We start from the raw sequence: 22,608 nt of genomic DNA on the forward strand, positions 1-22,608 counted from the left end.
GAATGTATGGAAAAGTGCAGAATTGATCGTCGCGACTCCGTGTGGCGGCTGCGTCAAGTAGGTACGGTTGTCGCACTCGCAGCAGGTTCGGCCGCATTCGGCTTTCTTCTTGGGTTTTTCTCCCAGAGCGTGGCTATCGGAGTGACCGGGGGAGTTATTTTCGCTCTCATTTCCGGGGTTTGGGCGTGGCGGGTACACCGGTCCGGCGAGAAGTCTGAGGACTATACGGACTTCGATGAGGAAAAGCGCGCGCAGGCGAAACGCTATGGCCCACTCGGGGACGCGAAATCGCGCGTCACAGGGCTCGGCTGAAAGCCGATGAATCCAGTGCCTCGATGCGCGTGTAGCCTCAGCACAACAGGGTCACCGTGACTCTCGAAGGAGCACGACCCATGGCTGAAAAAAACACGCGTAAAGAGGGCGGTAAAACTGCGCCCGCAAAGACGCTGAAAGAAAAGCGCCAGGCGAAGGCTGACAAGAAGGCTGTCGCCAACCGCGGCGCCGACTCTGATGTCGTTGCAAGGTCAAAAAAGCGTTAGATCGTGCAGCAAGCGCAGAGACTAGCGCTCGGAGAAAACGGGGCACCATGACAACTTCTAAATCACCGATCGCTGTCACAGGCAGCACGGGGGCACTAGGTGGCAAAGTTGCTTCATTGCTTTCCGACGATGGCTATTCTCTGCGACTGCTTGCTCGCTCGCCCGAGCGCGCACCAGCGTTGCCAAACAGCGCGGTCGTCGAATGCAATTTTGGCGACCTGGATCAAGCAACCGAAGCGCTTCGCGGAGTTGAGGTGCTTTTCATGGTGTCTGCGGCGGAGCACGAGGACCGCCTCGCACAGCACCTCACGTTCGTTGATGCCGCCCAAGCCGCGGGCATTAAGCACATCATCTACACGTCTTTTCAAGGTGCGGCGCCCGGAGCGCTCTTCACCCTCGCGCGGGATCACTACGCGACGGAGCAGCACATCAAGGCATCCGGGATGTCATGGACCATGCTCCGCGATAGTTTCTATCTCGACTTTTTGACCGCCGTGGTCGGTGAAGACGGCGTGATTCGTGGTCCGGCGGGCGACGGTCGTGTAGCCGCCGTGTCGCGGGATGACGTAGCGCGAGTAGCCGCAGAAGTTCTGCGCAACCCCAAAGCGCACGCGGTCACGACGTATGATCTCACCGGACCTACGGCTGTCTCGTTCGACGAAACCGCGAAGATCATCAGCAAGGCCACCGGTCAGCGCGTGACCTTCCATAACGAAACTCTCGCCGAAGCATACGAGTCACGAAAGCCGTGGGGAGCGCCCGACTGGCAAAACGATGCATGGGTGAGCACGTACACGGCGATCGCGGCAGGCGAAGTCTCAGCTGTCAGCGACGCCGTCGAAAAGATCACCGGGCAAAAGCCGATGTCGCTGGAGCAGTTCGTCGCCGCGCGCTAGACAAGCCCGCCCAACCACAGCCCAAATCCGGCAGCCGCAACACAAATAACTAGGACGCCGAAACCGTTGAAGACGGCGGCTCCCCAGCGTTTTTCTTGCACCAACCGCACTGTCTCGAAGCTTGCGGTCGAGAAAGTGGTGTATCCACCCAAGAATCCGGTGCCGATCACGAGATGCCAGGCTTCCGGTAGCACGCTCGCCATCACAAGGCCCGTGACGAATCCCAAAATAAGCGATCCCGTCGCGTTGATTGCGAAGGTCCCGACCGGAAATGTCGAGCTCAGCCGGCTTCGAATGAGCCCGTCGAGCGTGAGCCGAGATACGGCGCCGAGGCCGCCAGCAAGCGCGATCGCAACAAACAGCAGGGGTGTCATTGTGAGCCTTCAGCTCGGGTCTGCTGGTGACGGTAGCGTGCCGCGCCCAGAAGAATACCGAGCCCGGTCGCAGCGGCTCCAACGAGGACAGTACCCACGGCGTATACGATCGCGGTGGCCAGATGGCCCGTTGCAAGCAGCGCGGCGCTGTCGACGGCAAAGGCGCTATAGGTAGTGAACCCACCCATGAAGCCCGTGCCCACCAAGAGCCGCGCGGCGCGGCGAGCCCCCGCATCCGGGCCTCGCCGCGCGAGCGCCTCGAGAAGGAGCCCGAGGAGGAGGGCGCCCAAGACGTTGACGACGAAGATCGCCCACGGCACCTCGCCTCCAGAAGGCAGGGCGATACCCACACCCTCGCGAGCGGCGGTGCCTAGCGCCCCACCGATGAAGACAAGAATCAAGGATGCTGGCCGCAAATGCAGTGGTAAAAGGGTTTGTCCGGGTGCCTCGACAACCTCAATGTCGGGGTCTTCGGGAAGATCGCGCTCGGAGTTAGTTGAAGGTTCGGTGGCGGCCATGTCAGACGTCGAGGGGACGAGCGTCGGACAAACGCGCAACAGCACTCAGAAGCGATTCTCGCGTAAACGGCTTAGTCATCACGTCGTCAAAACCCTGCGTTTTTGCGAAAACGAGGTCGTCCGGATCAGATCGGGCGGTCACAAGAAGGAGACGGATGTGCGCCGTTGATTCTTGAGCGCGCAAAGCTCGTGCGAGCGCAATTCCATCAAGCTTCGGCATCATCCAATCGACGACAGCAATCTCTGTCGGGTGTGCTGTGATGCCTTCGAGTGCGGCTGCGCCGTCGGAATACAGTGCCACCTCGTGGCCGGCGCGTTGCAAGCGCGCAGCGATGAGCCGGGCAATATCTTGCTCGTCATCAACAACCGCAACTGTTGCCATAGGAGGAGCGCCTTTCCAGGATGCGCGTCTTTCCGTCTATCGTAGGGCGTACTCACCGGAGAGGTCATACCGTGTTCGACATCAGCATGGCCGAGTGGTCGCAAAATGCGCCCGCTCGTGCGCGGCTTTTGCTCGTTGGGGGGCTCGTGGCACTCACCGGTGTGCTTGCTCTTGTGTTTTCACTGCGAGAACCCGGATCCATAGCAATCGCAGAATGGTGGCCAGCGGCATCAGCCGCGGTAGCTGCGGCACTTTGCGCGCGTAAGCATGAACGTCCATACGTTGCCGTCGGCGTCGTGTTGTTGGTTTTCCTCGGGCTGCTCTCGGGTGGTCGGTCGTTGGAGCTGTCGTTCTTAGACAGTGTTGGCAACGCCGTCGAGGCTTGGCTCGTTGCGGCGATAATTGCCGCGCGACGGCAGCAACTGAGCCTCAAGACTGTCGCCGATGTCGGCCGCCTGCTTGTCGCCACGGTGGCTGGAGCGGCCGTTGCGGCCCTATGCGTGGCAACCGGAGCGCATCTCGTCGGTCTCGATTTTGCCGCATCCTTCGTGCCCATAGCCGCCGCTCACGCGCTCACAATCGTCTGCATTGTTCCGCTCGTCATTATTCCTCGGCTGCATTTTCGAGTTTCGACTCCGCCGAAAACCATTGCGATCAGCGGCGCCCTGGTGTTGTCTGTCCTTGCTGCTTTCTATCCAGGGAGCCCTGCCCCACTGACGTTTCTGCCCGTCCCCATATTGGCGTGGGCTGCACTTTCGCAATCCATGTTCACTGCGGTGTTTCAACTCATCGGTGTGCTTGGCGGGATAAGTGCGTTGACTATTTTTGGCGGAGGCCCCTTCGCGTATGTGACGGGGGCCGTGCCAGGTATTGCTTTTCTTCAGCTGTACTCATTCACGCTGGCTGCACTGGCTCTTTTGATCGGTGCCGCGGCGCAAGAGCGACGCGTAATCGAACGGGAGAGGTTGGCTCTCGCGAGCCTTGTCAGGGGTGCGTTTGAGCGTGGGCCGAATGGGTTTGCTGTGCTGCAAGAAGCAGCCAGCAATTGGTTTGAATTGATCGAAATCAACGCGGCCGCACCAGCGCTGGTTCCTGACTCCTTCGAGCATTCGGCGGGACAATGGCGATTGCAACGAGCGAGCCGACTCCACGAGATAATTTCGCGACTTTCCGCCGGTACTGAACAGACTTTTGAGTGGAGCGCGGCGCCTGGAGCGGCCTCGACTGCGCAGCTTACGATCACCGTGGGGCATCAACCGAATGGAAGCCGAACGGTAGTTCTCGCAATTACCGACCTTGCACCAATGCGTGAAGCTCAACGCAAGCTCGAAGAACAACTCGCGCGAGAGCGAGCCATCAGCAACGAGTTACGCAAGCTCAATCAGCAAAAAGATGACTTTGTCGCGAGCGTGTCGCATGAGTTGCGCACCCCTATCACGTCGATCCTTGGATACGCGGAAGACATGCGGGAGAACCACGGCGTGACCGCGGATGAGGAATCACTCGAAGTCATTGAGAGAAACGCTATGCGGCTTCTCGCGGTGGTGGACGACGTGCTCTTAATATCTCGCCGCAACAGCGACACAAGCGAGCCCCCCGCACGTCGTCGAATCGCGGTTGGTAGAGCGATCGATCAGTGCGTATCGGATCTTGGAAGATTTGCCGCTAGCAAGAGCGTCGAGGTGCACGTAAAAGTTGCCCCTGACACCTATCTTTATGTGCCAGAATCCGACTTTGCGCGAGTGCTTTCAAATCTTGTGACAAACGCGATCAAATTCTCCGTGCCGGGCGCAACAGTCAAAATCACTGCGGACACCAAGGGTGACGAGGTCATGCTGGAAGTCGAAGACAGCGGACGGGGGATTAGCCGAGAAGACCGCGATCGCATTTTTGACCCGTTTTACCGAAGCCCGCAAGCCATCCGTGACGGAATTCCTGGGACCGGGCTCGGCCTCCCAATCTCACGAGATCTCGTGCATTCAATGGGTGGGAGCATCGGGCTCAAATCCGTGCTCGGTGAAGGTACCTGTGTCGAGGTTCGTATACCCCTCGTTAGGCCGGAGGCCACTCAATAAGAAGCAGACCCTGCTTGGTGTCTGCCAGCTTGATGCCATCGTCGGTGAACCAGTAGGTCATCCCGAACCCGTCGTCGTCTGTGGCTATCGCCGTCTCAGGGTTCTCGGTGACGAAGTTGCCCGAATCATCGTTTACGACGACCCACCCTTGCTCAATCAGTTCGCTGCGTGCTTCGGATGCTTCGGCTCCCGTTGTTGGTGCCCACCCGAACACCTGCACGTGATCGGTGGCGACGGAGAAATCTCCCCACGTGCACATCACGCTGCCTGCTAGCTGGAGCGTGCCGACGCGCATCAGGTCTTCGCGTGCGCTCCACCCGACGCTCTCAAAGTCCGCGACAGTGGCTTCCGGCAGAATTGTTGTGCAGGTGGGATCCACGTGTTCCGTTGGCTCCGGCGTCACAGTCGCAGTCGGTTCTAACGGCTCTTCTGCCTGGGACGCTGCGGTTGAGGGCTCAGCAGCCGGTTCTTCAGCAGAGGCGCAACCCGAAACGAGGAGTGAGCCCGTCAGAAGCGCAGCGGTGGCCAGGGTACGGGCGACGATCGGTCGAATCATTAAGCGCTCTCTGCGTGGACTGTGAGTGGAGCATTGTGGGCAACGTTAAGAAGCGCGTCGTGCAAGACGCCGTTTGAGGCAAAGCTTGAGCGCTCGGAGAGCGTGTGTGTGCCGCTATATGCAGTGAAGGCACCGCCCGCCTCGATAATGATGGGCACTATGGCGGCGATGTCGTACTCCTTGACGTCGAACTCAGCAACGAGCTCGAGACGTCCTTCTGCGAGCAGCATGTACGGCCACGCATCGCCGTAGCCGCGGTCGCGCCACACACTCCGCGTGAGGTGGATGAGACTCTCGAGGTGGCCCGCGTCATCCCATTGATCGATGCTTTGAAAGCTGAAGGATGCCTCGGCCACTGTGTCTACGTCAGACACCTTGAGACGCCGAGGCTCGGTGTCGGTATTTGTCCACGCGCCGAGGTTTGTCGCAGCCCACCAGCGACGACCGATCGCAGGTTGGCTGACGACACCGACGCGCGGAACGCCGTCGATCGCGAGGGCGATGAGGGTCGTCCACATCGGGATGCCCTTGAGGTAGTTGGCGGTGCCATCGATTGGGTCGATGATCCACTGGCGATTCGAATCACCCGTTATGCCGAATTCTTCGCCGAAAACGCCATCGTTCGGGCGCTCAGTTTCGAGCAGAGCGCGGATTGCTTGTTCGGCAGCGAGGTCCGCCTCGGTGACGTGGGTGGCATCCGCTTTCGTGCTGATATCTAGGTCGGGGGTGTCGAATTTTGCCATCGTGACTGAGTCGGCAGCATCCGCCAACTTCAGGGCCAGGCGGAGATCATCTTGCAGGTCACCGTCGAAAGGCGAAGCGAAATCGAGAGCTGGGTTACCTGGTGTCACCCCATAAGGATATCCGCAGGTTCCGATCTCGATTGGCGTTAGAGCCAGTCGTGATGATAATGTTGACCCTCGGTTCACAGTGATGTTTTTCACTGCAAAATCACGCACCTCTAGCTCAATCGGCAGAGCAACTGACTCTTAATCAGTGGGTTCCGGGTTCAAGTCCCGGGGGGTGCACGGATCAGCCTCGTAGACTCTCGCCAGTTTGCGGGGCTTTTTCATTTCGAGCACGCATTCGCCGTAGCATCGTTGAATGAGCGATCTCGCACCGCAACAGGCTCCCGCCGGCTGGTACCCGGATCCTTCAAATCCCGGCGTTTCGCGCTACTGGGATGGAATGGCGTGGACTGATCACGTGCATGGCGGCGCGATCCCAGCCGCAGAGTTGAAAGCTGAACCAGGAACCGGGTGGAACACGCCTTGGATTTGGCTCATCATTTTGCTGCCGATTATTCCGGCGCTGCTGAGCTTGTTCGTGCCGTGGCGAGACGCTTTCAACTTTGACTACTCGGCTGACGATCCGATGGCCATGAATCGAGGGATGCTGGGGCTTTACCTCTCACCCGCCTACCTTTTGAGCGTTAGCTTGGGCTGGGTCATATTTGGGCTCAACGTATTCTTCGCCTACCGGGACTATGCGCAGCTGAGGGCGATGGGCGTACCGAGACCTTTTCACTGGGCCTGGCAATTCTTAAGTCCTGTGTATGCGATCGGGCGCTCGGTCGTCGTGATCCGGCGCACCGGTCGGGGGGCCGCGCCACTTTTGGTGGTTGGGACAACCATCGTGCTCTCATTGGTTATCGGAGGCGTTTTAGTTGCCGTGGTGTTCTCAGATATGAGCGACATGATGATCGATATCGTGCGTTCTTCTTCTACATCGCCTTAGCGCGCGATGACGACCGACCACTCGGCTGGCGTCGACGTCTCGCCGGAATCGAGAATCGAGCGTGTATGCCCAACGCTGACATCGCCGAGGGAAACTCCCTTCGAAGCTGTAGCAGCGTCTGAACGCGCGTTGTGAGCTGGTGCGCTGAGACGACCACTGTCCCCGCAGCGTCGAAGCGTGAGCGGTCACAGGCGCTACCGGTTGCGAGGGTGGCTCCCCGGGTGTGGCATGACGAGAGAGAGTCTCGGTCGCAGCGTGTCGAGGGCGTTGTCTCCGTGTAATCCGCTGGACCCGAATGGGCTCTTCGCATGTCTATCTCTGCTGCACAATCCGCCGCACGGGCCGCTTCACAGCGTCACACCCGCGCTCGGCTCACCGCAACTGCCGTAGCCGTTGTGGCAGGCGTCATCTTTGGTGGTGTGGTCACGCCGATGCCCGCGCGTGCGGCATCCGTTGCGTCTAATGCGCCCGAGGTCGTCACGTTCACGGAATCGAGCTCCTGGACCGTGCCGCAGGGTGTGTCATCCGTATCGGTTTCGGTCACCGGCGGAGGTGGAGGTAAAGAAGTGGATGGTCATGCCGTCGGCGGAAGCGGCGGAATCATCTCCGGCGCCTTTGCTGTGGAACCCGGAAATCGACTGTATTTCCAGATCGGTGGTGCCGGCGGAAGCGGTCGCGACGAGGGAGGCGGATACTCCGCAGGCGGGCATGGCGGAGGAAGCGGTTTCGACGGATCGAACGGGGCAGGTGGCGGTGGTTCCACCGGTGTCACTGTGATCGACGGTGAAAGTACCCAGCTGATGGTGCTGGCCGCCGGCGGTGGAGGTGGCGGGGGATATGGGGGCCGGGGCGGCGATGCCGATGTGGACAACGCGGAAGGTGGGGAATCCGACGCGGGTCGACTCGGGCGGGGCGACCACGGAAGCGTGGGCGGAAAGGGCGACAGTTCTTCCACCGGGTCGGGGGGCGGCGGTGGAGGCGGCGGCCTCCTGCCCCCGAACGTTCCCGAGGACGCCGGTCTCGGAGGCGGTGCGGGCGGTGGTGCCGACAGTTTCAGTACCGGCGGGGGTGGCGGGGGCGGTACGAGCTGGACAGACCCTGCCGTGGCCGATGTCGTCAGTACGCCAAGCGTCGCATATCCAGGTGCTTCCGGCTCGGTGACGCTCACCTACTTCGCGGTCCCGGAGACGACCATCAGTGTCGCCCCGTCGAGTGTTCTCACCGCAGGTCTCGGATCATCGATCATCGTTGATGCCGTCGTCGTTTCCTCCTCGGGCGCGACGCCGACCGGCGCGGTCAAGATGGTCATGGTTTACCCCGTTGCAGGAGTGCAGCTTCTGAGCGGAACGCTGGATGCCGCCGGCAAGGTCACCCTTGAATTCACCGTCGAAGACATCGGGCTCGAGACGGTCAATCTTGTCTTCACGCCCGCGGATGCGACGGCCTACCAGTCGTCGGTCAGCGCTGACTTTCAAATCGTGAAACAGTGGGCGGGTCCTCTCCCTGACGATGCCTTGGCCCCGGGCGTTAGCAGCCAAGGCGACACGGTGATTCCGGCGAATGGTCCGCCGGATTCTGTGCCCGTGTCAAGGCTCGCTGAATCAGGAGTGGACGTCAGACCGGAAGTGCTTTTGGCAACCGGAGCCCTCCTCGTGGGAATCGTGCTGTTCTTCGGGTCCAAAGTTCGCCGGCGCCGAAGTGTGCACGGTCGCCGATAGGCGCACTGAGTAGGTCGTCGCCGCGGTGGGTGCGAGGATCGAACCGTGAGCGATGAGGCGCGGGAACGGGAGCTGGCAGCACTCCGTGAGCGCGCGTACGGGCGCGAGGCAGACATCGCCTCTGACCCGTTAGCTCTCAGTCGCTTGCGCGAGCTCGAAGGAGCGATATCCGAGGGCGCGATGTCCGACAGCCCGATACGCCGTGAGGGGTTGCCCATCGTCGACGCTTCCCACGGCCGCGAAGCCGGTACTTCGGAGCCGGTGCCCGTCGCTGAGGCAGATGAGACAGACGTCGACGACCCCGTGGTCGCGAAGGGGGTGGGCAAACGGCTGCTCTGGGCGTGGGCAGTCAGTCTCGTTGCAGTGGCGGTTGCGGCATCCGTGATCACCGCCGCGCTCACGAGCGGGGAGGCGACGCCGTACGCAACTCTTTCGATTCTTCCGGCTGCTGAGGTGCCGGCGTCAGCACTACAAGGGCTGAACGAATCGGATGCCGTGCGATACACGGACTTCTACGGAGTGATTCTGGCGTCAGGCGTCTCAGACTTTTCGCGCGGCGAAGATCGGATGTGTCTGATAGTTCTTACCGATGGAGCAGCCACATCGGGGGAAGGCACCTATGGGGCGTGCGCTGCTCCGGGCTTAAATCCTGTCCTGGACTATGTGGTTGACGGATTCAGCTCGGAACAGCTGCGCGCGGTCTTTGCCAGCGGCACACCGCTGCGGTTTGCTCTCAACGGAGACCGGATCGACGTGTACGTGGGGGACCAGCCTGAGGTGTAAGTCCAAGATCTAGGCGGCATCCCCGACGAGAATAGCCGCGGCTTCTTCCCCTGCGTCCGCATCGTGCCCATCAATACGACCGAGAAATCGGCGTCCGACCAGAACGGTGATACCGGCGAGTAGTACCGATCCTGCGGCAAAGAGATAAGGGATCGGCGCGCCGTACGCGTGCCAGAGCAGCGCTGCGATCGGGGGCGCTGCGGCACCGCCGAGAAAGCGCACTGCCGAATAAGCGGAGGACGCCACCGAACGGGGAAGCGTGGTCGCTTCCATCACAGATTCTGTGAGCACGGTGTTCATGATCCCGAGGAAGAGTCCGCCGACGATGATGCAGACCACCAGCGCAGCGGCGGAGTCAACGACAATGGCGGCCGCGATGAGATCGAGTGCCAACAGCGGCAACGTGATGAGGAGGGCAGTACTGCGAGGCATCCATCGAAGAAGGAGCGGTGCCACCCACACGCTTGTGATCGCCAGGGCGATACCCCAGCCGAAGAAGGTGAACCCGATTCCCATAGCCCCGAACCCCAACGGAAAGGGCGAACTGTCTCGACCCCAAAGGTAGGCAACTGAGATGCCACGCACGCGTGACGAAATGGCTGCGCGGGCAGCTCTAGAACTGAGCGACGGCTCGTATGTAAATCTCGGTATCGGCTTGCCCACCCTCGTTCCGAACCACGTGCCGAGCGGGGTAACCGTCGTCCTGCAATCGGAGAACGGCATCCTGGGAGTCGGTCCTTACCCGGAAGAAGGTGAGGTGGACCCTGACCTCATCAACGCGGGAAAAGAAACTGTTTCGACACTGCCAGGCGCCTCCTTTTTCGACTCGGCTATGAGTTTTGGCATGATCCGCGGTGGCAAGATCGATGCTGCGATTCTCGGCGCGATGCAAGTATCGGCGAGCGGTGACCTGGCGAACTGGATGATTCCCGAAAAAATGGTGAAGGGGGCGGGCGGTGCGATGGATCTCGTGCACGGCGCAGCACGCGTCATAATTCTCATGGACCACATGTCGAAGGACGGCTCGCCCAAGATTCTGCACGAATGCTCGTTGCCGCTCACTGGACGTGGCGTCGTGAATCGCATCATCACCGACCTCGCAGTCATAGATGCGACAGATGATGGACTTGTGCTTGTGGAACTTGCCGACGGCGTGAGTATTTCCGACGTGATCGCGGCCACGGAACCGAAACTGTTGATTGCTCTCGAGGAGGAAGCATGAAAGATGACATCGTGATTGTGGCTGCGGCACGAACACCACATGGCCGCCTCAAAGGGCAACTTTCGTCCTTGGGCGCAACAAAGCTCGGCGCCGCGGCGATCCGGGGCGCTCTTGCCTCGAGTGATATCTCGCCCGACGCTGTTGATGCCGTCCTCGTCGGACAGGTGCTTTCGGCAGGTGCGGGGCAGAACCCCGCACGACAGGCAGCGATCGGTGCCGGAATCGGATGGCGAGCGCACGCTGCGGTTGTCAACAAAGTCTGTCTCTCAGGCCTGACCGCAGTCATCGATGCGCAGCGAATGCTGGCGGTGGGCGATGCGAAAGTCGTCGTCGCGGCCGGAATGGAATCGATGACACGCGCGCCGCACTTGCTGATGGGATCCCGTGACGGCTGGAACTACGGCTCCATCGAAGTACTTGACCACATGGCGTACGACGGTCTTACCGACGCATACGAGAACGACAGTATGGGGGCGTCCACCGAGCGCGGCAACGGTCAGCGTGAGATTACGCGCACACAGCAAGACGCTGTCGCCGCGCGCTCTCATCAGCGTGCTGCGAAAGCATGGGAGGACGGCATCTTCGACGGAGAGATCGTCGAGATAGAGGTCGAGCAGCGAAAGGGCCCCGCGATAGTTGTTTCGCGCGATGAGGGGATTCGTGCCGACACGACCGTCGAGACGCTGTCACGACTTCGCCCGGCGTTTGCCTCCGACGGCACGATCACCGCTGGCAATTCGTCTCAGATATCCGATGGCGCGTCAGCGGTGGTACTCACAACCCGCACACATGCCGATGAGAACGGATGGGAGGTGCTCGCGTGTCTGGGCGCCAATGGGCAAGTTGCAGGACCCGACAACTCGTTGCACTCCCAGCCCGCACGCGCAATCGCACAAGCATGCGAGAAGGAAGGAATCAGCGCCAGCGATCTCGATCTCATTGAGATCAATGAGGCCTTTGCGTCCGTCGTGGTGCAGTCACAGCGCGAACTCGGCGTCGACGACGATGTGGTTAACCCACACGGTGGTGGAATTGCCATCGGGCACCCGATCGGCGCCAGCGGAAATCGGCTCGTAGTCCATGCTGTGCATGAACTCGTCCGTCGCGGACGTGGTGTCGCCGCTGTGGCGCTATGCGGCGGAGGAGGCCAGGGCGAAGCGTTGATTCTTCGCCGCTGAATTCTTACTGTCGGCGAAGCCGTTTCTCGAGAATCTCTTGTTGGCGGTCAGCAATAGGAGAGTCGCCAGGAATGCCCTTGCCTCGCCCAGCGCGATGAATGTCGACGACCGCGCCGGCGACGAGTACAACCGTGATGATCCAACTTGCCCACGCGAGTGCACTACGCCAGGTGAAGGGGTCTCGCTCGCGGAGACTCTCGAAGAGCGGCTTGCCCATGACGAATGCGTTGATGAGCCCGGTGCCGAACAGATACTTGCGCATGCGAGTAACGCTACCGTGCGCGAAGGTTTGCGGTTGCCTCTTGACAGCATTCGGCGGGGAAAGCAAGCCCGCGGGGTCGCGTCTGCCCGCTGTTAGATTAAAGACAATCCGAATCCCCAGGAGTTTTCTGTGTCTAAAGCCGAGTTCGTCGTCGTCGCGAATCGTCTCCCCGTTGATCACGATCCCGACTCAGACAGCGGTTGGCGGCGCTCACCGGGCGGTCTCGTGACCGCTCTTGAGCCGGTTATGCGCAAGGCAGACGGCGCATGGGTGGGGTGGGCGGGAAAGCCCAACCTCCAGGTGGACCCGTTTGATTTCGAAGGCACACATCTCGTGCCTGTCTCGTTGAGCGAAGACGAAGTGCAGAACTACTACGAGGGCATGTCGAACGATACGTTTTGGCCGCTTTATCACGACGTGATCGCTGCACCTCGCTACCGGCGTGCCTGGTGGGACTCCTACGTCACAGTCAACCGACGATTCGCCGAGGCCGCTGCGGAAGCTGCGGCCGAGGGCGCGACAGTGTGGGTGCAGGACTATCAGCTTCAGCTCGTGCCACAGATGGTGCGTGAGCTCCGGCCCGATCTCACCATCGGATACTTCCACCACATTCCGTTCCCGGCATACGGACTTTTCGCGCAGCTTCCCTGGCGTCGTCAGGTTATCCAGGGCCTCCTTGGCGCCGACGTCATCGGCTTCCAACGGGTAGCGGACGCTGGCAACTTCGCTCGCGCTGTGCGTCGTGTCTTTCACTATGAAACGAAAGCCACCGGCATCCGCGTGCCAAATGGCGACGGAACTACCCGCAAGACCATCGCTCGAGCGTTCCCGATTTCAATCGACACGGAGTCGTACATCGAGTTGGCGCAGCGGGATGACATCAAGGCGAGAGCGGCGGAGATTCGCGAGAACCTCGGCAACCCGAAGAAGATTCTTTTGGGTGTCGATCGCCTCGACTACACCAAGGGAATCCGCCACCGCCTCAAGGCATACGGCGAACTTCTCAATGACGGTCGGCTGAGTGTAGAAGATGTCGTACTCGTGCAGGTCGCAAGCCCAAGCCGTGAACGCGTGGAGGCCTACATGCAGCTGCGTGACGAAATCGAACTCACCGTCGGGCGCATCAATGGCGACCGCGACACCATGGATCACAGTGCAATCCGCTATCTGCACCAGGCGTATCCACGCGAAGAAATGGTCGCGCTCTACCTTGCAGCGGATGTCATGCTCGTCACTGCCTTACGTGACGGAATGAACCTCGTTGCAAAAGAGTACGTGGCTAGCCGCGTCGACAACCGGGGTGTACTCGTGCTGAGCGAGTTCGCAGGAGCCGCGGACGAGCTGGGTAGCGCATTGCTGATGAACCCGCACGACATCGGTGGCCTCAAAGACACGATCGTTCGAGCGGTCGATATGCCGGCCGCTGAGCAGGGTCGACGTATGCGCTCGCTGCGAAAGCGGGTGCGCGAGAACGATGTGGAGCGGTGGTCGCAGCTGTTCCTCAGCGCGCTGGCGAAGGCAAAAGAGCCGGAGGTCGGCGCATGAGCTCGCCAGCTGAATCGCCCGATGAAGTGAAGGCGCTACTCAAAAGCCTCGCAGCGACTGAGCGCCTTCTGGTTGCACTCGACTTCGATGGCACGCTTTCGGCACTCACCGATCGCCCTATGGAATCGCGGATGTTGCCAGAAGCGCGTCAAGCCCTCGATGCGCTTATTGCGACCCCACAAACCGCTGTGGCGCTCGTCTCAGGCAGAACTCTCCACGATCTTGAGATCATCTCCGAGCACGACGATGCTTCGTCGATTCACCTCGCTGGATCTCACGGTGCTGAGTTTTGGCATCCGGGGGAGGGTCGAACCCCTCGGGAGTTCTCGGAAGAAGAGGCAGCAGATCAAGCTCTTCGTGACGACGTGCGGGCTCGTGCAGAAGACACTGTCGCCGAGTTCGAAGGTGCATGGATTGAGCCGAAAGAGTTCGGAATCGGACTTCACACGCGGTTGGCAACGCCAACTGACGCAGCTGAAGCAACCCGGCGCATTGAGAACCTGTTGTCAGAGTGCGCCCCGTCGTGGCGCAAGCGTACCGGGCACAATATCTTGGAGTACGCGTATCGCCACGAGGGTAAAGACACCGCGATCGCGGCTCTGCGCACACGTCTCGGCGCGACCGCAGTTCTTTTTGCGGGCGACGATGTGACCGACGAAGACGCTCTCGCGAGCCTTGAATCAGCTGACCTCGGAGTGCGGGTTGGCGACGGTGACACTCACGCCCGAGTGCGAGTGCCGGATGCCGCAGCCCTCTCGCACGTGCTGCTCACACTCGCAGAAATTCGCTCCGCATCCGACTAGAAGACGCGCCCGCGTAACGCGCGAGGAGCACCGAGGCAGGAATACACTCTGTTACATGCCTGAAATCCAACCTTCCTCCGCTGCGCCTATCGACATCAAGCCCCGCAGCCGCGTCGTTACCGATGGCATCGAAGCGACGACCTCCCGTGGGATGCTCCGCGCCGTCGGCATGGGAGACGAAGACTGGGAGAAACCCCAGATCGGTATTGCGTCGAGCTGGAACGAAATCACCCCCTGCAACCTGAGCCTTGACCGCCTCGCTCAGGGAGCGAAGGAGGGTGTGCACTCTGGCGGTGGCTACCCGCTTCAATTCGGCACGATTTCCGTCTCGGACGGTATTTCCATGGGCCACGAGGGTATGCACTTCTCCCTAGTCTCACGCGAAGTCATTGCCGACTCGGTCGAGACCGTCATGATGGCTGAGCGCCTCGACGGCTCCGTGCTGTTGGCCGGTTGCGACAAATCGTTGCCGGGAATGTTGATGTCGGCTGCTCGGCTCGACCTGGCGAGTGTCTTTCTTTATGCCGGATCCATCGCGCCCGGTTGGGTCAAGTTGAGCGATGGCACCGAGAAGGAAGTCACAATCATTGACTCCTTCGAGGCCGTCGGAGCTTGCAAAGCCGGAAACATGAGCGCAGAGGACCTCAAACGCATCGAGTGCGCCATTGCTCCTGGCGAAGGCGCGTGTGGTGGTATGTACACCGCAAACACGATGGCCTCGGTCGCTGAGGCACTCGGGATGAGCTTGCCAGGTTCGGCATCACCGCCCTCCGCAGACCGACGCCGCGACTACTTCGCCCACCGTTCTGGCGAGGCCGTCGTCAACATGCTCCGCTTGGGCATCACGGCGCGCGACATCATGACGAAGAAGGCGTTCGAAAACGCGATTACGGTCGCGATGGCACTTGGCGGCTCGACCAACGTCGTATTGCACTTGCTGGCGATCGCAAGCGAAGCCGAAGTTGAGCTCACTCTCGATGACTTCAACCGCATCGGCGACAAGGTGCCTCACCTCGCCGATATGAAGCCATTCGGGCAGTTCGTCATGGCCGACGTCGACCGTCACGGCGGTATCCCTGTGCTGATGAAGGCTCTGCTCGACGCAGGTCTTCTGCACGGTGACGCGTTGACTGTCACGGGTAAGACAGTTGCCGAGAACCTCGAGGCTCTCAACCCCGACCCCATTGACGGCACTGTCATCCGCACGCTCGACAACCCAATCCACGCCACCGGGGGAATCACGATCCTTAAGGGCTCCTTCGCACCGGACGGTGCCGTGGTCAAGACCGCCGGATTCGATGCCTCCGTCTTCGAAGGCCCCGCGAAGGTCTTCGAACGCGAGCGCGGTGCAATGGATGCGCTCACCAACGGTGAGATTGTCGCGGGAGATGTGATTGTCATTCGCTATGAAGGTCCGAAGGGTGGACCGGGAATGCGCGAGATGCTCGCCATCACGGCAGCCATCAAGGGCGCGGGCCTCGGTAAAGATGTATTACTCTTGACAGACGGCAGATTCTCAGGCGGCACAACCGGCCTGTGCATCGGCCACATAGCACCCGAAGCAGTGGACGCAGGTCCAATTGCATTCGTGCGCGATGGTGATCTGATACGGGTCGATATCGCAGCTCGCACTCTCGACCTACTCGTCGATGAGGCAGAGCTCAACTCCCGCCGTGAAGGCTGGGAGCCGCTACCTCCCCGCTATACCCGTGGCGTTCTTGCCAAGTACTCGAAGCTCGTGCGTTCCGCCGCCGAAGGCGCAACCACAGGCTGATCAGACATTCATCCGCTTTTGCCGAACTCGAGGTTATTCACCATGCCCGCCGAATCCGCCACGGCCGTACCCCGGCCCCCCGCTCGAAGCGCATCGGCGCCCGTGCTCACGGGCGCACAAGCGGTCGTCCGTTCTCTTGAGCTTCTGGGAGTCACCGATGTGTTCGGCCTTCCCGGGGGTGCCATCCTGCCGGTCTACGACCCCCTCATGGACACCGATGAGATTCGTCACATTCTCGTCCGCCATGAGCAGGGTGCAGGCCACGCCGCCGAGGGGTACGCCTCGGCATCCGGTCGCACGGGTGTCGCAATCGCAACTTCCGGTCCGGGAGCTACCAACCTCGTAACGGCTATCGCCGACGCGTACATGGACTCCGTTCCGATCGTGGCGATTACAGGTCAGGTTTTCAGCACGCTGATGGGAACGGATGCGTTCCAAGAAGCTGACATCGTTGGAATCACGATGCCGATCACGAAGCACTCGATCCTCGTGAAGACTCCGGAAGAGATTCCTGGCGCTATCGCGGCTGCGTACGAGATTGCCAGCACCGGTCGACCGGGTCCTGTGCTCGTTGACATCACAAAAGATGCGCAGCAGGCCGAGGCGCCCTTCATCTGGCCGCCGAAGATCGATCTGCCCGGGTATCGACCGGTCACGAAAGCGCATGGCAAACAGATTCACGCTGCGGCGCAGCTTCTAGCGACGGCTAAGAAGCCGGTGCTGTACGTCGGCGGTGGCGTTATCCGTGCTCGCGCATCGCAAGAGCTGCTTGCTCTCGCGAACGCCACAGGCGCGCCGGTTGTCACAACGCTTATGGCGCGTGGTGCTTTCCCCGACTCTCACCAGCAGAACCTCGGAATGCCGGGTATGCACGGCACAGTTCCCGCTGTTCTGGCGCTCCAAGAGGCTGACCTCATCGTGGCCCTGGGCGCACGATTCGATGATCGAGTAACGGGTAAAGCGGCGTTGTTCGCCCCGAACGCTCAGGTCGTACACGTCGATATCGATCCTGCTGAGATCTCGAAGATCCGCTACGCGGATGTTCCGATCGTGGGGGACCTGCGCGACGTGCTGGTCGACCTCGAAGCCGCCTACCGCGGAGCAGTTTCCGAAGAGGAACCTGACACTGCAGAGTGGTGGTCGTACCTCGATGGTCTCCGTAATGAATTCCCGCTCGGATATTCGCAGCCGACCGACGGTCTCATGGCCCCGCAGTACGTCATCCAGCGCATTGGCGAGATGACAGGGCCCGAGGGTGTGTTCGCCTCAGGCGTTGGACAGCACCAGATGTGGGCAGCACAGTTCATCAAGTACGAGCGTCCGAACTCATGGCTCAACTCCGGAGGCGCCGGCACGATGGGCTACTCGGTTCCCGCTGCGATGGGTGCGAAGGTTGCCGAACCCGACCGCGTTGTGTGGGCGATTGACGGTGACGGCTGCTTCCAGATGACGAATCAGGAGCTTGCAACCTGTGCCATCAACAACATCCCGATCAAGGTCGCGATCATCAACAACTCGTCGCTCGGTATGGTGCGGCAGTGGCAGACGCTGTTCTACAACGGTCGCTACTCGAACACTGACCTGAACACGGGTCACAACTCGATTCGCATTCCCGACTTCGTCAAGCTCGCTGAAGCATACGGATGCCTCGCCATCCGCGTTGAGCGAGAAGAAGATGTCGATGCTGCGATCCAAACAGCGTTGGAGACGAACGATCGCCCCGTCGTGATCGACTTCGTCGTCAGCGCCGATGCCATGGTGTGGCCGATGGTGCCGCAGGGCGTGAGCAACAGCTACGTTCAGTACGCCCGCGATCACGCGCCGGCATTCGACGAGGAGGACTGAGATGACAAAGCACGTCCTGAGCCTCCTGGTGGAGGACAAACCGGGTCTACTCACCCGTGTCGCCGGCCTATTTGCCCGCCGCGGCTTCAACATCGAGTCGCTCGCCGTGGGCGTCACCGAGGTGCCCGGGCTTTCTCGCATCACTGTTGTCGTCGATGTCGACCAGCTGCCGCTTGAGCAGGTGACGAAGCAGCTCAACAAACTGATCAACGTCATCAAGATCGTTGAACTTGAAGATGCGGCATCCGTACAGCGTCACCACATGCTCATCAAGGTGCGTGCCGACAATGCGACTCGCTCGAACGTACTCGAAGTGGTGAATCTCTTTCGTGCATCGGTCGTGGATTACGCACCTGATGCTGTTGTGATCGAAGTCACCGGCGATAAGGGCAAGGTCGACGCACTCTTGCGCGCTCTCGAGCCCTTCGGTGTCAAGGAACTTGCCCAGTCGGGCCTACTCGCAATGGGCCGCGGAAGTAAGAGCATCACCGAACGCGTTCTGCGCGGTTAGCGTCTGCCATCCCGCCCATTGCGCGGGGTACTCAAGGCCAAACCAGCAGAATCCGGACATTGAAAAACCAACAACAAGGAGAAACACAAAGTGGCTGAAATCTTCTATGACGACGACGCAGACCTCTCGCTCATCCAGGGCAAGAAGGTAGCGATCGTCGGCTATGGCTCGCAGGGCCACGCCCACGCGCAGAACCTGCGTGACTCGGGCGTTGAGGTCGTTATCGCCCTCAAAGACGGCTCTAAGTCTGCTGCCAAGGCGCAGGAAGACGGCTTCGAGGTCAAGTCTGTTGCTGACGCGACGGCGTGGGCCGACCTCATCATGATTCTGGCTCCCGACCAGTACCAGCGTTCGATCTTCACCGATCAGATCAAGGGCCAGCTGACCCCCGGCAAGACGCTCGCGTTTGCACACGGATTCAACATCCGCTTCGGTTACATCGATGCTCCCGAGGGAGTAGACGTCATCCTGATCGCCCCGAAGGCTCCCGGTCACACAGTGCGCCGCGAGTTCGTCGCGGGCCGCGGTATCCCCGACATCATCGCCGTCGAGAACGACGCCTCAGGTCAGGCGTGGGATGTCGCGAAGTCGTATGCCAAGGCCATCGGTGGTACCCGCGCCGGCGTCATCAAGACAACATTCACCGAAGAGACCGAGACAGACCTGTTCGGCGAGCAGGCAGTGCTCTGCGGTGGCGTTTCACAGCTCGTCCAGTACGGCTTCGAGACCCTCACCGAAGCGGGCTACCAGCCGCAGATCGCTTACTTCGAGGTGTTGCACGAGCTCAAGCTCATCGTCGACCTCATGTGGGAGGGCGGCATCGCCAAGCAGCGCTGGTCGATCTCAGACACCGCCGAGTACGGCGACTACGTTTCGGGTCCGCGCGTGATCTCGCCCGAGGTCAAAGAGAGCATGCAGGCGGTGCTCGGCGACATCCAGTCGGGCGCGTTTGCGAAGCGGTTCATCGATGACCAGGATGCTGGCGCCCCCGAGTTCCTCGCGCTTCGCGCGAAAGCTCAGGGCCACCCAATCGAAGCCACGGGCAAGGAACTCCGCGCCCTGTTCGCATGGAAGCAGACGGACGAGGACTACACCGAGGGTTCCGCCGCGCGCTAAGCACGACAGACCGCCGTTCCTAACCGGCACGGCTTTGGCCCGAGTACGCCACCGCATCAAGTGGCGTGCTCGGGTCTTTCTGCTCTCCACGCGTCGGCGCGTCGAGACGCAGATAAGCTTGTCCTATGGCCCGCGATGACGACGAAGCTCTTTCTTGGGGCGGCGACGACGATCCCACTCTCGATGTTTCTTCGCCAGACCCGGCAGATTCACTTCCCGATGGCTACACGGCAGTAGGTAAGGGGAGTAAGCCTCACATTGACGAAGCACTCACCACCGATGCGGACACTGATGCCGATGTGTCGACAACGGATGAAGGCACTTCTCATGGGATGGGAAACGCGGCTCTCGTCACGCTCGGTGTGATCGGTGGCGTGTATTTGCTATGGACAATCGCCTGGCTTCTCGGTGGTCTTCGCCTTGCTGACTACGCGCAATTCCTCGTCTCGCCAGTGGGCTTTCAGGTCAGTTTGTGGCTTGCCGTTGCGGCATCCCCGATCTGGTTTGTCACGGTTATTTTGTTAACGCGACGTTCGAAGCTGTGGCTGCGGATTGTGCTCTTGATCGTCGGAATTCTGTTGCTGCTCCCGTGGCCCTTCATCATGGTGGGAGCAATCGGAACATGATTTCATCGACAACTGGCGCCAAACCTGCGCGACGTTCGGCGTTGCCGACATGGCTCATTGCCACCATCGCAGGCCTATTTGGACTCTTCTACGCATACGCCGCGTGGAATGCGCTTGACTTGCTCGTTCGTCAAGCGAGCGGTCCGCTCGGCCTCAGCGGCTACGGCTGGTTTGTGATGTCGATAGCTGTGCTGTTCCCGATTATCGCTTTCGCGGGGGCATTCGCCCTCGGCTGGCGTCGGAAAATCGGCCCGCTCTTTCTCATCATGCTCACGGGTCTGGCTCTCGTATCAGTGTTTTGGCTGAACGTCGTTGCGTACGCGAGCGTGTACGGCGCGAGCCTCCTCGGATCCTGAGGCGCGTCACACTGCATTTCGTAGCGTGAGCGAACGATAGGCTAGTACCGGTCCCGCCCGCGGACTCGCGCTGCGAGGCATTCGATCGTCCCCCGTGCTCTGCACGTCACCCGCGCTGCAAAAGGATCCACCACGTGACGAAGCCCGTTGTGCTTATCGCCGAAGAACTATCACCCGCTACGATCGACGCGCTCGGTCCCGACTTCGAGGTACGTCACGTTGACGGAGTCGACCGAGCGGCTCTGCTGCCAGCTTTGGCCACCGCTAACGCAGTGCTGATTCGCTCCGCAACGAAGATGGATGCCGAAGCAATCGCCGCCGCTCCAGCGTTGAAGGTCATTGCCCGCGCTGGCGTAGGTCTCGACAACGTCGACATCAAATCGGCGACGACTGCTGGCGTCATGGTCGTCAACGCGCCGACATCGAACATCATCTCTGCTGCGGAGCTGACGGTTGGGCACGTGCTGAGCCTTGCCCGACGCATTCCTGCAGCCCACGCATCGCTGTCGGAGGGGCTGTGGAAGCGCAGCTCGTACACGGGAACAGAGCTTTTCGAGAAGACGATCGGCATTATCGGGCTCGGACGGATCGGTGCGCTCATCGCCGCACGCGTTCAAGCCTTCGACATGAACGTTGTGGCGTACGACCCGTATGTCACGAGCGCCCGCGCGCAGCAGCTCGGCGTGCAACTCGTGAGTCTTGACGAACTGCTCGAACAGAGCGACTTCGTGACCATCCACATGCCGAAAACGCCTGAAACCACAGGCATGATCAGCACAGACGAGCTGCGCCGCATGAAGTCGAGTGCGTATGTCGTAAACGTTGCCCGCGGTGGGCTCATCGATGAAGAGGCACTCTACACGGCACTTACCACTGGCGAGATCGCCGGCGCGGGTCTTGATGTGTTCACGAGCGAGCCGCCTAAAGATGATTCTTCAGCTGCGAAGCTGCTTGGTCTTCCCAACGTCGTTGTCACTCCGCACCTCGGCGCCTCGACCGAGGAGGCGCAAGAAAAGGCGGGCGTGTCGGTCGCGAAGTCCGTGCGCCTTGCGCTCGGCGGAGAGCTTGTGCCCGATGCTGTGAACGTGGCCGGTGGAGTTATCGATCCGTATGTGCGCCCAGGCATCCCGTTGGTCGAGAAGCTCGGACAGATTTTCTCGGCGCTGGCGCTCTCGCCGGTAACGAGCCTTGACGTTGAGGTCCACGGTGACCTGAGCGAATACGACGTTAGCGTGCTCAAGCTTGCCGCGCTAAAGGGCGTATTCACCAATGTCGTGAGCGAGAGTGTTTCATACGTCAACGCGCCGTTGCTTGCTGAGCAGCGTGGACTTGAGGTGCGCCTCATCGTCGATGACCAGTCGGCGGAATATCGCAACGTGATCACGATCGCCGGCGCGCTTTCGGATGGATCTCAGGTGTCGGTTTCGGGCACGCTCACCGGCACGAAGCAGATCGAAAAGCTCGTCGGAATTAACGGTCACGCGCTCGAACTGCCGATCGAGAAGAACCACGTCGTGATGATGTACACCGACCGCCCTGGCATCGTTGCGGTCTATGGGCAGAAGTTTGGCGATGCTGGGGTGAACATCGCCGGCATGCAGATTGCTCGCCAGGCAGCTGGCGGACAGGCCCTGTCGATTCTCACGGTCGACTCGCCCGTGCCTGAAGAGGTTTTGGTTGAGGTGCGTAGCGCGATCGACGGCGCTCTCATTCGCCAGATCGAAATCACCGAGGCTTAATCAGCCGTAACCACTCCTGACTTGCCCGTTTTTGCGGGTTTTTCGCGCGCGAA

The 22,608-nt window shown here is 60.7% G+C and carries 25 protein-coding genes and 1 tRNA gene; 19 read left to right on the forward strand and 7 right to left on the reverse strand.

The window, feature by feature from the left end; all coding sequences use genetic code 11:
* Positions 1 to 6: 6 nt before the first annotated feature.
* The 3 genes from FHS06_RS10745 (at position 7) to FHS06_RS10755 (ending at position 1,435) form a co-directional block, all read left to right on the forward strand.
* Positions 7 to 312, forward strand: coding sequence for a hypothetical protein (locus FHS06_RS10745; protein WP_167049160.1), 306 nt, complete (start codon positions 7 to 9; stop codon positions 310 to 312).
* Positions 313 to 392: 80 nt separating this feature from the next.
* On the forward strand, positions 393 to 539 hold the full coding sequence (locus tag FHS06_RS10750; RefSeq protein WP_167049162.1) for a hypothetical protein: 147 nt from the start codon (positions 393 to 395) through the stop codon (positions 537 to 539).
* A 47-nt stretch (positions 540 to 586) separates the two neighbouring features.
* A complete protein-coding gene (locus FHS06_RS10755) occupies positions 587 to 1,435 on the forward strand; it encodes an SDR family oxidoreductase (protein WP_167049164.1) in 849 nt (282 codons plus the stop codon).
* On the opposite strand, the gene crcB is transcribed toward FHS06_RS10755, so the two are convergent.
* Genes crcB through FHS06_RS10770 form a run of 3 tightly spaced genes read right to left on the reverse strand, consistent with a single transcriptional unit; the run spans position 1,432 to position 2,709 of the window.
* Positions 1,432 to 1,809, reverse strand: a complete 378-nt coding sequence (crcB, locus tag FHS06_RS10760) for a fluoride efflux transporter CrcB (protein WP_167049166.1) — start codon at positions 1,807 to 1,809, stop codon at positions 1,432 to 1,434. The two genes, FHS06_RS10755 and crcB, sit on opposite strands and share 4 nt — an antisense overlap.
* Entirely contained in the window at positions 1,806 to 2,327 is a 522-nt protein-coding gene (locus FHS06_RS10765) for a fluoride efflux transporter FluC (RefSeq protein WP_182486543.1), read from the reverse strand. Before FHS06_RS10765 ends, crcB begins: the two co-directional genes overlap by 4 nt.
* Before the next feature lies 1 nt (position 2,328).
* Positions 2,329 to 2,709 (reverse strand): response regulator transcription factor, encoded by a 381-nt coding sequence (locus FHS06_RS10770; RefSeq protein WP_167049168.1) that lies wholly within the window; start codon positions 2,707 to 2,709, stop codon positions 2,329 to 2,331.
* Between the two features lie 71 nt (positions 2,710 to 2,780).
* On the opposite strand from FHS06_RS10770, the gene FHS06_RS14365 reads away from it, so the two are divergent.
* The gene (locus FHS06_RS14365) at positions 2,781 to 4,784 is read left to right on the forward strand and encodes a sensor histidine kinase (RefSeq protein ID WP_167049170.1); all 2,004 of its coding nucleotides are present in this window, start codon (positions 2,781 to 2,783) and stop codon (positions 4,782 to 4,784) included.
* Here FHS06_RS14365 and FHS06_RS10780 read toward each other — a convergent pair.
* Together FHS06_RS10780 and FHS06_RS10785 are read right to left on the reverse strand one after the other, a co-directional pair.
* A complete protein-coding gene (locus FHS06_RS10780; protein ID WP_167049172.1) occupies positions 4,762 to 5,340 on the reverse strand; it encodes a hypothetical protein in 579 nt (192 codons plus the stop codon). The two genes, FHS06_RS14365 and FHS06_RS10780, sit on opposite strands and share 23 nt — an antisense overlap.
* Positions 5,340 to 6,191 carry an inositol monophosphatase family protein gene (locus tag FHS06_RS10785; RefSeq protein WP_167049173.1) on the reverse strand — a complete coding sequence of 284 codons (852 nt, stop codon included), beginning with the start codon at positions 6,189 to 6,191 and terminating at the stop codon, positions 5,340 to 5,342. The genes FHS06_RS10780 and FHS06_RS10785 overlap by 1 nt, the downstream gene beginning before the upstream one ends.
* Before the next feature lie 104 nt (positions 6,192 to 6,295).
* Here FHS06_RS10785 and FHS06_RS10790 point away from each other — a divergent pair.
* The 4 genes from FHS06_RS10790 (at position 6,296) to FHS06_RS10805 (ending at position 9,578) form a co-directional block, all read left to right on the forward strand.
* Positions 6,296 to 6,368 (forward strand) — tRNA-Lys (locus FHS06_RS10790).
* A 76-nt stretch (positions 6,369 to 6,444) separates the two neighbouring features.
* Positions 6,445 to 7,077, forward strand: coding sequence for a DUF2510 domain-containing protein (locus FHS06_RS13810; protein WP_208388151.1), 633 nt, complete (start codon positions 6,445 to 6,447; stop codon positions 7,075 to 7,077).
* A gap of 308 nt (positions 7,078 to 7,385) precedes the next feature.
* The gene (locus FHS06_RS10800; protein WP_167049175.1) at positions 7,386 to 8,795 is read left to right on the forward strand and encodes a hypothetical protein; all 1,410 of its coding nucleotides are present in this window, start codon (positions 7,386 to 7,388) and stop codon (positions 8,793 to 8,795) included.
* A gap of 45 nt (positions 8,796 to 8,840) precedes the next feature.
* On the forward strand, positions 8,841 to 9,578 hold the full coding sequence (locus FHS06_RS10805) for a hypothetical protein (protein WP_167049177.1): 738 nt from the start codon (positions 8,841 to 8,843) through the stop codon (positions 9,576 to 9,578).
* 9 nt (positions 9,579 to 9,587) lie between these two features.
* Here FHS06_RS10805 and FHS06_RS10810 read toward each other — a convergent pair whose 3' ends face one another.
* Positions 9,588 to 10,094 (reverse strand): MFS transporter, encoded by a 507-nt coding sequence (locus FHS06_RS10810; protein WP_375138711.1) that lies wholly within the window; start codon positions 10,092 to 10,094, stop codon positions 9,588 to 9,590.
* Positions 10,095 to 10,152: 58 nt separating this feature from the next.
* On the opposite strand from FHS06_RS10810, the gene FHS06_RS10815 reads away from it, so the two are divergent.
* Positions 10,153 to 10,800 (forward strand): CoA transferase subunit B, encoded by a 648-nt coding sequence (locus tag FHS06_RS10815; protein WP_167049179.1) that lies wholly within the window; start codon positions 10,153 to 10,155, stop codon positions 10,798 to 10,800.
* Positions 10,797 to 11,978 carry an acetyl-CoA C-acetyltransferase gene (locus FHS06_RS10820; RefSeq protein WP_167049181.1) on the forward strand — a complete coding sequence of 394 codons (1,182 nt, stop codon included), beginning with the start codon at positions 10,797 to 10,799 and terminating at the stop codon, positions 11,976 to 11,978. The genes FHS06_RS10815 and FHS06_RS10820 overlap by 4 nt, the downstream gene beginning before the upstream one ends.
* A 4-nt stretch (positions 11,979 to 11,982) precedes the next feature.
* On the opposite strand, the gene FHS06_RS10825 is transcribed toward FHS06_RS10820, so the two are convergent.
* Entirely contained in the window at positions 11,983 to 12,240 is a 258-nt protein-coding gene (locus tag FHS06_RS10825) for a hypothetical protein (RefSeq protein ID WP_167049183.1), read from the reverse strand.
* A gap of 129 nt (positions 12,241 to 12,369) precedes the next feature.
* Between FHS06_RS10825 and FHS06_RS10830 the strand changes: the two genes are divergently transcribed.
* The 9 genes from FHS06_RS10830 (at position 12,370) to serA (ending at position 22,555) form a co-directional block, all read left to right on the forward strand.
* Positions 12,370 to 13,785 (forward strand): alpha,alpha-trehalose-phosphate synthase (UDP-forming), encoded by a 1,416-nt coding sequence (locus FHS06_RS10830; RefSeq protein ID WP_167049185.1) that lies wholly within the window; start codon positions 12,370 to 12,372, stop codon positions 13,783 to 13,785.
* A complete protein-coding gene (gene otsB / locus FHS06_RS10835) occupies positions 13,782 to 14,588 on the forward strand; it encodes a trehalose-phosphatase (RefSeq protein WP_167049187.1) in 807 nt (268 codons plus the stop codon). Before FHS06_RS10830 ends, otsB begins: the two co-directional genes overlap by 4 nt.
* A gap of 55 nt (positions 14,589 to 14,643) precedes the next feature.
* Complete coding sequence (gene ilvD / locus FHS06_RS10840; protein WP_167049189.1) at positions 14,644 to 16,362, forward strand: dihydroxy-acid dehydratase; 1,719 nt, start codon at positions 14,644 to 14,646, stop codon at positions 16,360 to 16,362.
* A gap of 42 nt (positions 16,363 to 16,404) precedes the next feature.
* A complete protein-coding gene (locus tag FHS06_RS10845) occupies positions 16,405 to 18,207 on the forward strand; it encodes an acetolactate synthase large subunit (protein ID WP_167049191.1) in 1,803 nt (600 codons plus the stop codon).
* 1 nt (position 18,208) lies between these two features.
* On the forward strand, positions 18,209 to 18,718 hold the full coding sequence (gene ilvN / locus FHS06_RS10850) for an acetolactate synthase small subunit (protein WP_167049193.1): 510 nt from the start codon (positions 18,209 to 18,211) through the stop codon (positions 18,716 to 18,718).
* Positions 18,719 to 18,808: 90 nt separating this feature from the next.
* A complete protein-coding gene (ilvC, locus tag FHS06_RS10855; protein WP_167049195.1) occupies positions 18,809 to 19,834 on the forward strand; it encodes a ketol-acid reductoisomerase in 1,026 nt (341 codons plus the stop codon).
* A 125-nt stretch (positions 19,835 to 19,959) separates the two neighbouring features.
* A complete protein-coding gene (locus FHS06_RS10860) occupies positions 19,960 to 20,460 on the forward strand; it encodes a DNA polymerase III subunit gamma/tau (RefSeq protein ID WP_167049197.1) in 501 nt (166 codons plus the stop codon).
* Positions 20,457 to 20,816, forward strand: coding sequence for a bacitracin resistance protein (locus FHS06_RS10865; protein WP_167049199.1), 360 nt, complete (start codon positions 20,457 to 20,459; stop codon positions 20,814 to 20,816). The genes FHS06_RS10860 and FHS06_RS10865 overlap by 4 nt, the downstream gene beginning before the upstream one ends.
* Positions 20,817 to 20,950: 134 nt before the next feature.
* On the forward strand, positions 20,951 to 22,555 hold the full coding sequence (serA, locus tag FHS06_RS10870; RefSeq protein WP_167049201.1) for a phosphoglycerate dehydrogenase: 1,605 nt from the start codon (positions 20,951 to 20,953) through the stop codon (positions 22,553 to 22,555).
* The last annotated feature ends 53 nt before the right edge of the window (positions 22,556 to 22,608 follow it).

This window comes from Microbacterium halimionae, from assembly GCF_011761265.1.
GTDB classification, from domain to species: domain Bacteria; phylum Actinomycetota; class Actinomycetes; order Actinomycetales; family Microbacteriaceae; genus Microbacterium; species Microbacterium halimionae.

Excerpts from the sequence above, each read along its gene's own strand:
- FHS06_RS10745 (WP_167049160.1), top strand. The coding sequence starts at position 7 with ATGGAAAAGTGCAGAATTGATCGTCGCGACTCCGTGTGGCGGCTGCGT.
- FHS06_RS10750 (WP_167049162.1), top strand. The coding sequence starts at position 393 with ATGGCTGAAAAAAACACGCGTAAAGAGGGCGGTAAAACTGCGCCCGCA.
- FHS06_RS10755 (WP_167049164.1), top strand. The coding sequence starts at position 587 with ATGACAACTTCTAAATCACCGATCGCTGTCACAGGCAGCACGGGGGCA.
- crcB (WP_167049166.1), bottom strand. The coding sequence starts at position 1,809 with ATGACACCCCTGCTGTTTGTTGCGATCGCGCTTGCTGGCGGCCTCGGC.
- FHS06_RS10765 (WP_182486543.1), bottom strand. The coding sequence starts at position 2,327 with ATGGCCGCCACCGAACCTTCAACTAACTCCGAGCGCGATCTTCCCGAA.
- FHS06_RS10770 (WP_167049168.1), bottom strand. The coding sequence starts at position 2,709 with ATGGCAACAGTTGCGGTTGTTGATGACGAGCAAGATATTGCCCGGCTC.
- FHS06_RS10780 (WP_167049172.1), bottom strand. The coding sequence starts at position 5,340 with ATGATTCGACCGATCGTCGCCCGTACCCTGGCCACCGCTGCGCTTCTG.
- FHS06_RS13810 (WP_208388151.1), top strand. The coding sequence starts at position 6,445 with ATGAGCGATCTCGCACCGCAACAGGCTCCCGCCGGCTGGTACCCGGAT.
- FHS06_RS10800 (WP_167049175.1), top strand. The coding sequence starts at position 7,386 with ATGTCTATCTCTGCTGCACAATCCGCCGCACGGGCCGCTTCACAGCGT.
- FHS06_RS10810 (WP_375138711.1), bottom strand. The coding sequence starts at position 10,094 with ATGGGAATCGGGTTCACCTTCTTCGGCTGGGGTATCGCCCTGGCGATC.
- FHS06_RS10815 (WP_167049179.1), top strand. The coding sequence starts at position 10,153 with ATGCCACGCACGCGTGACGAAATGGCTGCGCGGGCAGCTCTAGAACTG.
- FHS06_RS10820 (WP_167049181.1), top strand. The coding sequence starts at position 10,797 with ATGAAAGATGACATCGTGATTGTGGCTGCGGCACGAACACCACATGGC.
- FHS06_RS10825 (WP_167049183.1), bottom strand. The coding sequence starts at position 12,240 with ATGCGCAAGTATCTGTTCGGCACCGGGCTCATCAACGCATTCGTCATG.
- otsB (WP_167049187.1), top strand. The coding sequence starts at position 13,782 with ATGAGCTCGCCAGCTGAATCGCCCGATGAAGTGAAGGCGCTACTCAAA.
- ilvD (WP_167049189.1), top strand. The coding sequence starts at position 14,644 with ATGCCTGAAATCCAACCTTCCTCCGCTGCGCCTATCGACATCAAGCCC.
- FHS06_RS10845 (WP_167049191.1), top strand. The coding sequence starts at position 16,405 with ATGCCCGCCGAATCCGCCACGGCCGTACCCCGGCCCCCCGCTCGAAGC.
- ilvN (WP_167049193.1), top strand. The coding sequence starts at position 18,209 with ATGACAAAGCACGTCCTGAGCCTCCTGGTGGAGGACAAACCGGGTCTA.
- FHS06_RS10860 (WP_167049197.1), top strand. The coding sequence starts at position 19,960 with ATGGCCCGCGATGACGACGAAGCTCTTTCTTGGGGCGGCGACGACGAT.
- FHS06_RS10865 (WP_167049199.1), top strand. The coding sequence starts at position 20,457 with ATGATTTCATCGACAACTGGCGCCAAACCTGCGCGACGTTCGGCGTTG.